10 protein-coding genes are annotated in these 11865 nt (G+C 71.8%); 7 read left to right on the top strand and 3 right to left on the bottom strand.

Features of this window, described 5'->3' with window-relative positions:
• Nucleotides 1-65: 65 nt before the first annotated feature.
• Nucleotides 66-863 (bottom strand): PP2C family protein-serine/threonine phosphatase, encoded by a 798-nt coding sequence (locus ABD691_RS06535; protein WP_344678524.1) that lies wholly within the window; start codon nt 861-863, stop codon nt 66-68.
• 83 nt (nt 864-946) lie between these two features.
• Here ABD691_RS06535 and ABD691_RS06530 point away from each other — a divergent pair, with 83 nt between their 5' ends.
• The 4 genes from ABD691_RS06530 (at nt 947) to ABD691_RS06515 (ending at nt 6529) form a co-directional block, all read left to right on the top strand.
• Entirely contained in the window at nt 947-2713 is a 1767-nt protein-coding gene (locus tag ABD691_RS06530; RefSeq protein ID WP_344678523.1) for an N-6 DNA methylase, read from the top strand.
• A 20-nt stretch (nt 2714-2733) separates the two neighbouring features.
• Entirely contained in the window at nt 2734-3636 is a 903-nt protein-coding gene (locus ABD691_RS06525) for a serine/threonine-protein kinase (protein ID WP_344678522.1), read from the top strand.
• Nucleotides 3637-3781: 145 nt separating this feature from the next.
• Nucleotides 3782-4549: a hypothetical protein gene (locus tag ABD691_RS06520; RefSeq protein ID WP_344678521.1), complete on the top strand. Its 768-nt coding sequence runs from the start codon at nt 3782-3784 to the stop codon at nt 4547-4549.
• Nucleotides 4550-4618: 69 nt separating this feature from the next.
• Nucleotides 4619-6529, top strand: a complete 1911-nt coding sequence (locus ABD691_RS06515; protein ID WP_344678520.1) for a bifunctional copper resistance protein CopD/cytochrome c oxidase assembly protein — start codon at nt 4619-4621, stop codon at nt 6527-6529.
• Here the strand turns inward: ABD691_RS06515 and ABD691_RS06510 are convergent.
• On the bottom strand, nt 6517-8727 hold the full coding sequence (locus ABD691_RS06510; RefSeq protein ID WP_344678519.1) for a heavy metal translocating P-type ATPase: 2211 nt from the start codon (nt 8725-8727) through the stop codon (nt 6517-6519). The two genes, ABD691_RS06515 and ABD691_RS06510, sit on opposite strands and share 13 nt — an antisense overlap.
• Before the next feature lie 99 nt (nt 8728-8826).
• On the opposite strand from ABD691_RS06510, the gene sigC reads away from it, so the two are divergent.
• Nucleotides 8827-9381 carry an RNA polymerase sigma factor SigC gene (gene sigC, locus ABD691_RS06505; protein ID WP_344678518.1) on the top strand — a complete coding sequence of 185 codons (555 nt, stop codon included), beginning with the start codon at nt 8827-8829 and terminating at the stop codon, nt 9379-9381.
• A gap of 67 nt (nt 9382-9448) precedes the next feature.
• Here the strand turns inward: sigC and ABD691_RS06500 are convergent, their stop codons facing one another.
• Nucleotides 9449-10003, bottom strand: coding sequence for a TetR/AcrR family transcriptional regulator (locus ABD691_RS06500; protein ID WP_344678517.1), 555 nt, complete (start codon nt 10001-10003; stop codon nt 9449-9451).
• Between the two features lie 95 nt (nt 10004-10098).
• Here ABD691_RS06500 and ABD691_RS06495 point away from each other — a divergent pair, with 95 nt between their 5' ends.
• Nucleotides 10099-11271, top strand: coding sequence for an MFS transporter (locus ABD691_RS06495; protein WP_344678516.1), 1173 nt, complete (start codon nt 10099-10101; stop codon nt 11269-11271).
• On the top strand, nt 11268-11861 hold the full coding sequence (locus tag ABD691_RS06490; RefSeq protein WP_344678515.1) for a pyridoxamine 5'-phosphate oxidase family protein: 594 nt from the start codon (nt 11268-11270) through the stop codon (nt 11859-11861). Before ABD691_RS06495 ends, ABD691_RS06490 begins: the two co-directional genes overlap by 4 nt.
• Nucleotides 11862-11865 lie beyond the last annotated feature (4 nt).

The following is an 11865-nucleotide window of genomic DNA, read 5'->3' as shown; positions in this document are numbered from 1 at the left end:
GAGTCGACCAAGCTCACAGTGTGGCGAACCCGGTGCTGATCCCGGGGGCGATCCCAGCGCCGATCTCAGCCGCCCAGCAGCCGCTGCCACCAGCTCGCGCCCTGCTCGCCGTCGGCTTCGGCGTAGTCGGCCGGGAGCACGTCGGCGATGACGCAGGTGATGTTGTCCGGGCCGCCGCCCGCGTTGGCCAGCGCGATCAGCTGCTCGGCCGCCTCGGCGGGGTTCGCGATGCCGGCCAGGGCCTCCTGGACCTCGCCGGGGCCGAGCACCGCGGTCACGCCGTCGGAGCACAGCAGGTAGCGGTCGAAGGGCCGGACCTCCAGGTACGCCAGGTCCGGAACCGGCGACTCGCCGCTGCGCAGGGCCTGGGTGAGCAGCGAGCGGCGCGGGTGTTCGGCGGCCTGCTCCTCGGTGATGCGGCCGGCGTCGACCAGCTCCTGGACCATCGTGTGGTCGCGGGTCAGCTGCTGGAGCCTGCCCTCCCGGAGCAGGTAGCCGCGGGAGTCGCCGACGTGGCCGAGGGCGAACCGGGCGCCGTCCCAGACCAGCGCGGTCAGCGTGCTGCCCATGCCCTTGAGATCCGGGTTGCGCAGGGCCAGGGTGGTCAACCGGTGGCCGATCTCGGTGACCGAGTCGGACAGGGCGTCGAGCAGGTCCACCCGCGGGTCCAGATCGCGGTCGAGGTCGCCGATGACCTCGACGGCGACACCGCTGGCGACCTCACCGTGGGCGTGGCCGCCCATGCCGTCGGCGACGGCGAACACGCGGGGACTGGCGTAGGCGGAATCCTCGTTCGCCTGACGGCGGCGCCCCGGATCCGATCTACTGGCGTAGCGGAGCACCAACGAGTCGTCGTGTGTCATGGCTCCAGTGAATCACTAGTGAACTCAGTTCACAAGCACTTCGGTCGTGGACCCGATCTGTGAGCTCGTCTAGAGTGGTGCCGATGAGCTCGGATGCCACCGTGAACGCCGCCGACATCGCCAGGCTGGTCGATGTCGGCCGAGCCGCGGTGAGCAACTGGCGCCGCCGCTACGACGACTTCCCCCGCCCGGTCGGCGGCACCACGTCCAGCCCGCTGTTCTCGCTGCGCGAGGTCGAGGACTGGCTGCGCCGCAACGGCAAGACCTTCGAGGTCCCGCTCACCGAGCGGGTGTGGCAGCGGCTGCGCACCACCGCCGACGACCTCCACCTCGGCAGGCTCGTCGCCGCCGCCGGGCAGTTCCTGCTCGACGGCGAACCGCTCGACGACGCCGGGCTCGCACCGCTGCTGACCGAACTCACCGACGAGCTCGGCGGCGCCGAGGCGTTCGACTTCCTCTGCGAGCGCTACCTGGAAGCGCACTCGCGCCGGGTGTCGGCGACACCGCGACCGGTCGCGGAGCTGATGGCGCGGCTGTGCGAGACCACCGGGACCGTGCTCGACCCGGCCTGCGGCCTGGGCGGGCTGCTGCTCGCCGCCCCGGCGGCCCGGGTGCTCGGCCAGGAGCTCGACGACGCGCACGCGTCGATCGCCGCCACCCGGCTTCGCCTGCACGGCAGGGAAACCGAGCTCGTCGCGGGCGATTCGCTGCGGCAGGACGCCTTCGCCGACCGGGTCGCCGACGCCGTGCTGTGCGAGCCGCCGTTCAACGAGCGGTCGTGGGGGCACGGCGAGCTGACCGGCGATCCGCGCTGGGAGTACGGCGTGCCGCCGCGCGGGGAACCGGAGCTGGCGTGGGCGCAGCACTGCCTCGCGCACGTCCGGCCCGGCGGGCTGGTCGCGATCCTGATGCCGCCCGCCGCGGCGGGCAGGCGGCCGGGCAGGCGGATCCGCGGGAACCTGCTCCGGGCAGGCGCGCTGCGCGCGGTGGTGACGCTGCCCTCCGCCGGCCCGGACCTCTGGCTGCTGCGGCGGCCGAAGCGGGGGGAACGGCCGCCGTCGCACCTCCTGCTGCTGGCCGCCGAAGATCTGTCCACTGTGGAGCAGAGCTGGCTGGCGCACCTGGCCGATCCGGAGTCGAACGGCACCCGGATCATCGACCTGCTCGACGACGACATCGACCTGACCCCGGCGCTGCGCGGCTCGGACCGCTCCGGGCGGGACCTCCGGGGGGAGTACGGCGCGACGCTGGAGCAGCTGCGCGAGCTGTCGATCCCGTTGCCGGAGCTGGAAATCCTGCCGCAGCGGCGGGCGCTGCCGGTCACCACCATCGGCGAGCTGACCAAGGCCGGACTGGTCGCGGTCCGGCACTCCCCCGCCAAGCTGACCACCGGCAGTGGTGACGTCGCGGTGCTCACCGCCGACGACGTGGCGCACAACCGGTCCGCCTCCGGCTGGACCACGTCCGCGGACGGCCTGGTCGAGGTCGAGCCGGGCGATGTCGTCGCCGCGCCGACCGGCGCCGCGCGGGTGGTCACCGGCAGCGCGGTGCTCGGCCCGTACCTCACCCGCTACCGCGTCGACCCGCAGCACCTCGACGCCGAGTTCCTGGCGGGCGTGCTGCGCTCCGCCGACCCGCGCACCGGCCCCGGTTCCAGCCGGATCGACGCGCGGCGCACCCGGATTCCTCGGCTGCCGCTGGAAGAGCAGCGCGCGCACGGCGCGGCGTTCCGGCGGCTGGCCGAGCTGGCCGATGCCGCGCGGGAGACCGCGGAGCTGGCCGCGCGGCTCGCCCGGCTGGGCTGCGCGGGGCTGCTCGACGGCCAGCTCGAACCCGAAGCCGTGCGGTGAACCCGCGATTGGGAGGGCGAATGCGCATCGCCGACCGGTACGAGCTCGACGAGCTCCCCCTCGGCAAGGGCGGGATGGGAGCCGTGCACCGCGGGCACGACCTGCACCTGGACCGGCGGGTGGCGGTGAAGTTCCTGCACCTGCCCGGCGGTCCCGACGACGAGCTGGAGCACCGCTTCATCCGCGAGGCGCGGATCCTGGCCCGGCTGGAGCACGCGGGCGCGCCGACCCTCTACGACTTCGGCACCTTCGACCAGCGGCTGTTCCAGGTCATGCAGTTCATCGACGGCGTCACGGTGTCGGACCTGATCGGCGAGCACGGGCCGGTCCCGGTGCCGTGGGCGGCGGCGATCGCGGCGCAGTCCTGCGCGGTGCTGTCGGCGGCGCACTCGCTGTCGATCTGCCACCGGGATCTCAAGCCCACCAACCTGATGCTCTGCCCGGACGGCAGCGTGAAGGTCCTCGACTTCGGCCTGGCGATGCTGCGCGACACCGACGTCGCCCAGTTCACCCGGGCCGGGCAGATCGTCGGCACCCCGGCGTACATGGCGCCCGAGCAGATCCAGCACGGGGTCGCCGGGACGCGCAGCGACCTCTACGCCCTGGGGTGCGTGCTGCACGAGATGCTGACCGGGCGGCAGCTGTTCACCGGTCCGACCGCGTACGCGGTGTTCGAGAAGCAGGTCAAGCAGCCGCCGCCGACGCTGCACGGCGTTCCGTCCGAGCTCGACCGGCTGGTCCAGGACCTGCTGGAGAAGGCGCCGGAGAACCGGCCCGCCGACGCGAACGTGCTCTACGAGCGGTTGCAGCCGTTCGCGGTGGATCTGCCGATGCTGCCCGGTTTTCTCGACCCGGAGTGCACGCCGAGCCCCGGCCGGATGTACGCGCGCGTGATCGGCCGGGTGCGCGGGAACCCCGCTTGAAGCGGGGATTTCCGGGTGTGAAAGTTGCTAAAGTCCAAGGGGATGGCACTGCGGTGGCCATGAGCGGGGGTCCGTGGCGTTGGTGGACGGCAGCAGCGATTCCGATGGGAAGAAGGGTGAGTCCGGGGACCCGCCCTGGGTTCTGATGACCACCGTCGCCGCGTCGGTCGTGGCGATCCTGGGGTTCTTCGGGTTCTCCAACATCGGGCAGTTGTCCAGCGTGTTCTCCGAGGAGGGAACGCCGAGCACTTCGCCGGCCGAACCCTCGTACTCCTATTCCGCGACCACGGAGCCGGAAACCACCGAGCCCGAAAGCACGGAACCGGTGGAGTCCTCCGAGGAGATCACGCCGACCAGTGCCGAATTCGATCCCCGCTCGCTGGACGACATCTCCACTGACGAGACGCCGTTGACCGAGGACGCCCTGCTGCCCGACAGCTTCACCGACGGCAAGGGCGTTTACTACGAGCTGGTGGCGTCGGGTGTGCACGACTGCACCAGCGCGGCCCACATGAGCAGCAACGTCAAGGAAGCGCTGGGGAACAACGGCTGTTCCAGGAGCGTGACCGGGAACTACCGCCCTGGGAACGGCAGTGTCCTGATCTCGGTCCAGGTGCACCCGTTCGAAGACGCCTCGACCGCGCAGCAGGCGTTCGACGCCTTCGACCGGATGGAGACGGCCGACTACGGGATCTTCTGCCCGAAGAGCGGCAGCGGCAGCGACGCCTGCGACCGGTCGGACTTCCTGGACTCGGCGCGTTCCCAGTACCGCAACGTCGACCACCGGTACCTGGTGATGGCGACCGCTTTCTACACGAACCTGACTTCGGACGAGAGCGCCAAGGAGTGGACCGCGCCCGCCGCGAACTCGGCTTCCAGCGAGGCAGGGCCGGAGAACTACCTGGGGAACTAGACAGCACCGCCCGGGAACCCCGCTGTCCTGGCGCGCGACTTCCTCCTGAGAACACCAGGAGGCCAACGGATGCTCAAGCACATCGCGTGGGGCGTGGTGGCGGCGGTCGTCATCGTGGTCGCGCTCGTGTGGTCGGTCGGGGACGCGGCGTACTCCGCGCTCGGCTACCCCGATCCCGGCGCGGTGACCGCGGTCGGCGTGAACCTGCTGCGGATGACCGCCGACATCGCGGCTGCGGTGTGCCTGGGCTCCCTCGTCTTCTGCGCGTTCTTCACCTCGCCCCGCAAGACCGGGGGCGTGTCCGCGGACGGGTACGCGGCGCTGCGGAGCGCCGGGGCCGCCGGGTGGGCGTGGTTCGGCTCGGCCGTCGCGATGGTTCCCTTCGAGATGGCCGATTCCGCCGGGCAGTCGCTGGCCGAAGTTCTTTCCCCAAGCGGCTTTTCCGGTCTTCTGCACGCGATGGTCGAGCCGAAGGCGTGGGTGGCGACCGCGGTCGTCGCGTTGGTGGTCTCGGTCGGCTGCCACTTCGTCCTCGCCTGGCGGCCGGTGATGCTGCTGGCGGGGGTCGCCGCCGCCGGGCTGCTCCCGCCCGCGGTGGTCAGCCACTCCGCCTCCAACGCCGGGCACGACATCGCCACCAACGCGATGCTGCTGCACGTCGTCGCTGCTGCGTTGTGGCTCGGTGTGCTGGTCGCGGTTTGCGCGCACCTGCGTCGGAACGGCGGCCAGGAAGCGTTGGTGCTCCGGCGTTATCGGAAGCTCGCGCTCGGATGCTGGGTGGTGCTCGCGGTTTCCGGCATCGTCGACTCGCTGGTGCTGATCCCGCTTCCCCAGCTTTTCGGGACTTCCTACGGTGCGCTGGTGCTGGCGAAGGTCGGCTGCCTGCTGGTGCTCGGCGCCGCCTGCGTCGTCGTCCGGCGCCGGGCCGGTCGGCGGGTGCTCGGACCGGAGCTGGCGATCATGCTGGTCACGGTCGGCGTCTCGATGGGCATGGCGCACACGCCGCCGCCGAACCTGCTGGACCGCGAGGTCGGTCCCACGGCCACGGTGATCGGCTACGACCTGCCCTCTCCCCCGACGCTGCTCGGGCTGGTCACGACCTGGCGGTTCGACCTGATCCTCGGCACCGCGGCGGTGGTCCTGGCCGTCCTGTACCTGGCAGGCGTCCGCAGGCTGCGCAGGCGTGGCGACGGCTGGCCGGTCGGCCGCACCGCGGCCTGGCTCGGCGGGTGCGCGACGCTGCTGGTGGCGACATCGTCCGGTCTCGGCGTGTACTCGTCCGGGATGTTCAGCGCGCACATGCTCGTGCACATGGTCCTGAACATGCTCGTGCCCGTGCTGCTCGCGCTGGGTGGCCCGATCACGTTGGCACTGCGGGCGATTCCGCCGAGCGGTCGCGGAAACCCGCTCGGGCCGAGGGAATGGCTGCTCGCCGTCGTCCATTCCCCGCTCGCACGAGTGCTCGCCCACCCGGCGCTCGCCACGCTGCTGTTCGTCGGCTCCTTCTACGCCCTGTACTTCACGCCGCTGTTCGAGTCGGCGATGTCCCAGCACTGGGCGCACGAGCTGATGAACGCGCACTTCCTCCTCGTCGGCTACCTGTACTACTGGGCGGTGATCGGGGTCGATCCCGCGCCCAAGCCGCTGCCGCACCTGGCCCGGTTGGCGATGGTGTTCGCGGTCATGCCCTTCCACGCCTTCTTCGGCGTGATCGTCATGGGCATGTCCGGGGTGATCGCCGAGAACTTCTACCGCACCCTGGACCTGCCGTGGTCCCCTGACCTGCTCGCCGACCAGGCGCTCGGCGGCGGGATCGCGTGGGCCGGCGGCGAGATCCCGCTGGTGCTGGTCCTGATCGCGCTGCTGACCCAGTGGTACCGGCACGACCTGCGGGAGGGCCGCCGCACCAACCGCTCCGGCGACGACGAGCTGGCCGCCTACAACGCGATGCTCGCCGAACTCGCCCGTCAGCGGCGGTGAGGCCGGTACCGCCGCAGCCGGAGGCTGTTGGAGACCACGAAGAACGACGACAGCGCCATCGCGCCGCCCGCGATCAGCGGGTTGAGCAGGCCCAGTGCGGCGAGCGGGATCGCCGCGAGGTTGTAGCCGAAGGCCCACAGCAGGTTCCCCCGGATCGTGCGCAGGGTCGCCCGGGCCAGCCGGATCGCGTCCGGCACCACGGTCAGCTCGTCGCGCACCAGGATCAGGTCGGCCGCGTTGATCGCGACGTCGGTGCCGGTGCCGACCGCGAGCCCGAGGTCGGCGGCGGCCAACGCGGGGGCGTCGTTGACGCCGTCGCCGACCACGGCAACCACCCGGCCCTGTTCCCGCAACCGCCGCACGACGGCGACCTTGTCGTCCGGGAGCACTTCGGCGATGACCTCGCTGACGCCGATCTCCGCGGCGACGGCCTCCGCTGTCGCGGCGTTGTCCCCGGTCAGCAGCACCGTGCGGAGCCCGAGCCGGTGCAGTTCGCCGACGGCCGTCGCCGCCGAGGGCTTCACCACGTCGGCCAGCGCCAGGACCGCCACGGCTCGACCGGCTTCCCCGAACAGCACGGCGGTACGCCCCTGCCGTTCCCACTCGCGGCGCCTGGCGTCGAGCGAGTCCGGCACGTCCTCGAACAGCGCGGCCCGGCCGACCAGCACGTCATGCCCGTCGACCACTCCGACCGCGCCCATCCCGGGGAGATTGCGGAAGTCCTCCACAGTGGACAATTCGCCGAGCTCTTCCCGCGCCCTGGACGCGACAGCCCGGCCGACCGCGTGTTCGGAGGCGTCCTCCAGCGCACCCGCCAGGCGCAGCACTGACTCCCGGCCGGTTCCAGGCGCGCATTCCACGTCCACCAACGACATCCGGCCTTCGGTGACGGTTCCCGTCTTGTCCAGCACAACGGTGTCGATCGCCTTGGTCGACTCCAGCGCCGAGTAGCCCTTGATGAAGATCCCCAGCAGTGCGCCCCGCCCGGACGCGACCATCAGCGCGGTCGGCGTGGCCAGCCCCAAGGCGCAGGGGCACGCGATCACCAGAACCGCCAGCGCAGCGGTGAAAGCACGCTCACCGGAGCCGCCCGCCAGCAGCCAGGCGACCAAAGTGGACACCGAAAGGACCAGCACCGCGGGGACGAACCAGGCCGACACCCGGTCGGCCAGCCGCTGCACCGCCGCCTTGCCGGACTGCGCCTGCTCGACCAGCCGGACCATCGCGGCCAGCCGAGTCTCGCGGCCGACCCTGGTCGCCTCCACCACCAGCCTGCCGGTCAGCACCACCGTCGCACCGGTCACCTCGTCGCCCGCAGCGACCGCGACCGGTAGCGATTCGCCTGTCATGGCACCGCAGTCCAGGTCGGCGCGGCCCTCGCGGACCACGCCGTCGGTGGCGACGGTCTCGCCAGGGCGGACCACGAACCGGCTGCCCGCCCGCAGCTCGTCGACGTCCACCTCCGAACCGTCGTCGAGCACGACTGTCTTCGGCCGCAACCCCGCCAGCGCCCGCAACGCGTCCCCAGCCCGGCGCTGCGCACGGGCCTCGAAGTAGCGACCGGCGAGCACGAAGGTCGTGACCCCGGCCGCGACCTCCAGGTAGATCGCGCCGTCCGCGCGCAGCAGCTGCCAGAAACCGCCGCCGTCGAAGCGGTCGTCCTGGAAGAACATCGCGTACGCCGACCAGACGGCGGAGGCGGTGATCCCGATCGAAACCAGCGTGTCCATCGAGGACATGCCGTGCCGCGCGTTCTTCACCGCGGTCCGGTGCAGCGGGAACGCGGCCCAGAGCACCACCGGCGCGGCCAGCGCCACCAGCACCCACTGCCAGCCCGGGAAGCGGGTCGCGGGCTGCGCGGTGAACAACAGCGAGAGATCGCAGAGCGGGACGAACAGCAGCACCGAGACCAGCAGCCGCCGCCACAGCGCCCTGCCGGGGTCGTCGCCGGGCTCGGGCCGGACGGTGTCGGCGCCGTATCCCGCCTGCTGGACCGTTTCCAGCAGCTTCGCGTCGTCGATGCCGGACGAGATCGCGACGTTGGCCCGCGCGGTAGCGAAGTTCACACTCGCCCGCACGCCGTCGAGCTTGTTGAGCTTGCGCTCCACCCGCGTCGCGCACGCGGCGCAGGTCATGCCGCTGACGGACAGCTCCACCTCGCGTTCGGCGGGGCGTTCCAGCGTCGGGATCGTGGACATCGGGACCTTCCTGGTCGTGCTGTCCACGTAGTCGCGCGCCGGGGGCCGCCGGTTCCCGGGGGGTTTCCCGGGGCCGCGGTTGAAGTAGTGTCCCGGGGCGTGAGTCGATCCGCGTCCGATGACGCCCGGTTGACCGAGCTCGCGATGGCGGCCGGTGCCGGAAATCGTTCCGCGCTGGAGCAGTTCGTCCGCGCCACCCAACGCGACGTGTGGCGGTTCGTCGCGCACCTGGCCTCCGTCGACCAGGCCGATGACCTGACCCAGGAGACCTACCTGCGGGCCCTCAGGAGCCTCCCGCGGTTCGCGGGCCGGGCCTCGGCCCGCACCTGGCTGCTGTCCATCGCCCGCCGCGTCGTGGTCGACCAGGTGCGCTACGTGCGCAGCCGGCCGCGCACCACCGCCGCCGTCGACTGGACCAAAGCGGCCGACCGCCCGACCACCGGGTTCGAGGACGTGGTGGAGCTGAACATCCTGCTGGCCGGGCTGGACGGCCCGCGCCGGGAAGCGCTGCTGCTGACCCAGGTCCTCGGGCTGTCGTACCAGGAAACCGCGGAGATCTGCGGTTGCCCGGTCGGCACCGTCCGCTCGCGGGTCGCGCGGGCGCGCGAGGAGCTGATCGCAGGAACCCGCGAGGAGTCCGAGGAAACGGGCTAGGCGGGGTTCAAACAGGCTTGCACGGCAGAATTTCCTCTGCCGCTGCTTGTGAAACCGCTGGTAGCCCCTACCGCTTGTCGGCAGCGTCCAACAACAGCCGAGCCATCTCCCCCGCCCGCCGAGCGGGCTCCCGCGAGCGCTCCCGCAGGGCGGTCACGGTGGCGCCGTCGATGAGCTGCATGAACTGCTCGGCCAGAGCGCGGTGCTCGCGGTACCCGGCGGACTCCAGCAGCTCGTCCAGGTAGTCGATCACCACGACCTTGTTCTCCGCCGCCACCCGGTGCGCCGCGCTGGCCGGGTCGGCGGCCTCGACCATCGCGTTGATCGACGCGCAGCCCCGGAACTCCGGTGCCGCGTGCTGGTCGGCCAGCGCGTCGAAGACCGCCATCGGTTCGCCGCCCCGCGCGGCGACCTCGTCGGCCATCCACTGCTTCCACCGCGTGCCGTAGCCGCGCACGATCGTCACGACGAGGTCGTCCTTGCTGCTGAAGTGCCGGTAGAAGGACGCGCGCCCGACGCCGGATGCCGACAGCAGCCGCTCGACGCCGACCGCCCGGATCCCTTCGCTGTAGAACAGCTCCTCCGCAGCGCGCACGAGCCGGTCACGTGCCTGGGTCGCCATGTCACCAAGGTAATGCACGTTGACTTCCTTCGGTACCAGTCGGTACCGTCTCGCCAAACGGTACCGATCGGTACCAAATTGGGGAGAGGACGACGATGCAAGACCAAGCCCGATGGGGCGTGCCGACCCTGGCGTTCGGCACCTTCGCGGTCGGGACCTGCGAGTTCGTGCTGGCCGGAGTGCTGGGTCCGGTCAGCACCTCGCTGGAGGTGACGCTGGCCGCGGCCGGGCAGGTGGTGACCGCGTTCGCGCTGACCTGCGCGGTGCTCGCGCCGGTGCTGGCCACCGCGACCGCGTCCTGGCCGCGCCGCCGGGTCCTCGCGCTCGCGGTGCTGACCTACCTGCTCGGCGTGGTCGGGACCGCGCTCGCGCCGTCGTTCGCGGCCGTGCTCGTCGCCCAGGTGATCGCGGCGGCCGGGGCCGGGCTGTTCGTGCCGACGGCGGCCGTGACCGCCGCCGCGCTGGTGCCCGCCGAGCGCAGCGGGCGGGCCATCGCGGTCGTCACCACCGGCTTCACCGCGGCGACCGCGCTGGGCGCGCCGATCGGGACGGCGCTCGGCGGGCTGCTGGGCTGGCGGGCGACCATGTGGTTCGTCGCCGCGCTCGCGGTCCTCGGGCTGGCCGGCCTGTTCGCCCTGATCCCGCGGCACGTCGCCACACCCGCTCCCGTACCGCTGGCGCAACGGCTCGCCCCGCTGCGCAGCCGCCGGGTGCTCGCGGTGCTCACCACCACGCTGCTGGCGTTCACCGCGGTCTACATCCCGTACACGTACATGTCGGCGGTGTTCGCCCCGGCGACCGGCGGCAGCGGCGTCCGGCTGGCCGTGCTGATGTTCGTGATCGGCGTGGTCGGCACCCTGGGCAACCTGGGCGCGGGAGCGCTGGCCGACCGGTTCGGCGGGCACCGGGTCGTCGGGGTCGCGCTGACCGGGCTGACCGTCGTCCTGCTGGCGATCCCGCTGATCACCGGCTCCTTCCCGCTGTCGGTCCTGCTGATCGCGCTCTACGGCGCCATGGCCTTCGCCATCACGACCCCGCAGCAGCACCGGCTGATCACGCTGGAACCGGAGTCCGCGCCGGTGCTGGTGTCGCTCAACGCGGCCGTCCTCTACCTCGCGATCTCGCTGTCCGGAATCGTCGGCGCGATCGGCATCGACACCGTCGGGGCCAACCTGATCAGCGCCGTCGCGGCGGTGGTGGCGATCGGCGCACTCGCGCTGTCGGAGATCGCGCACCGCACGCGCCGACTGGAAGGAAGCCTCCGATGAGCAGGTACGCGCAGCTGGCCTACACCGACTCCGTCCAGCGGTTCCAGGCCGAGCAGGGCAGCGCGGCGGCCAACGCCCGCAGGCTGGGCGGCGACTCCGAACGCGACCTGATCACCGCGAACGAGGCCGCGTTCATCGAGTCGCGCGACGGGTTCTACCTCGGCAGCGTCAGCGAGACCGGTTGGCCCTACGTGCAGTTCCGGGGCGGGCCGCCGGGATTCGTGCACGTCCTCGACGAGCACCGGCTGGCCTTCGCCGAGGTGCGCGGGAACCGCCAGTACATCAGCGACGGCAACATCCGGGCCGACGGCAGGGTTTCGCTGTTCTTCATGGACTACGCCCGGCAGGCAAGGCTGAAGCTGTTCGGCCGGGCGTCCCTAATGGACACCTCCGACGAGCTGCACGAGCGGCTGATGTCCACGCGCACCGACGGCCGCGTGGAGCGGCTGGTGCTCATCGAGGTGGAGGCGTTCAACTGGAACTGCCCGCAGCACATCACGCCGCGGTTCACCGCCGACGAGGTGCGGCAGTACGTTTCCGCTCTGCACGCGGAGATCGCGTCCCTGCGGGAACAGCTCAAGGGGACGTGAGCCT

Origin of the sequence: Saccharopolyspora taberi (genome assembly GCF_039534165.1) — a bacterium.
Taxonomy (GTDB): domain Bacteria; phylum Actinomycetota; class Actinomycetes; order Mycobacteriales; family Pseudonocardiaceae; genus Saccharopolyspora_D; species Saccharopolyspora_D taberi.
This window is presented reverse-complemented; position numbering and strand designations above follow the sequence as displayed.

What these genes read in the sequence shown, in the direction of transcription:
- ABD691_RS06500 (WP_344678517.1), bottom strand. Translation starts at nt 10,003, where the DNA reads ATGGCGACCCAGGCACGTGACCGGCTCGTGCGCGCTGCGGAGGAGCTG.
- ABD691_RS06510 (WP_344678519.1), bottom strand. Translation starts at nt 8,727, where the DNA reads ATGTCCACGATCCCGACGCTGGAACGCCCCGCCGAACGCGAGGTGGAG.
- ABD691_RS06525 (WP_344678522.1), top strand. Translation starts at nt 2,734, where the DNA reads ATGCGCATCGCCGACCGGTACGAGCTCGACGAGCTCCCCCTCGGCAAG.
- ABD691_RS06530 (WP_344678523.1), top strand. Translation starts at nt 947, where the DNA reads ATGAGCTCGGATGCCACCGTGAACGCCGCCGACATCGCCAGGCTGGTC.
- ABD691_RS06535 (WP_344678524.1), bottom strand. Translation starts at nt 863, where the DNA reads ATGACACACGACGACTCGTTGGTGCTCCGCTACGCCAGTAGATCGGAT.
- ABD691_RS06490 (WP_344678515.1), top strand. Translation starts at nt 11,268, where the DNA reads ATGAGCAGGTACGCGCAGCTGGCCTACACCGACTCCGTCCAGCGGTTC.
- ABD691_RS06495 (WP_344678516.1), top strand. Translation starts at nt 10,099, where the DNA reads ATGCAAGACCAAGCCCGATGGGGCGTGCCGACCCTGGCGTTCGGCACC.
- ABD691_RS06515 (WP_344678520.1), top strand. Translation starts at nt 4,619, where the DNA reads ATGCTCAAGCACATCGCGTGGGGCGTGGTGGCGGCGGTCGTCATCGTG.
- ABD691_RS06520 (WP_344678521.1), top strand. Translation starts at nt 3,782, where the DNA reads ATGACCACCGTCGCCGCGTCGGTCGTGGCGATCCTGGGGTTCTTCGGG.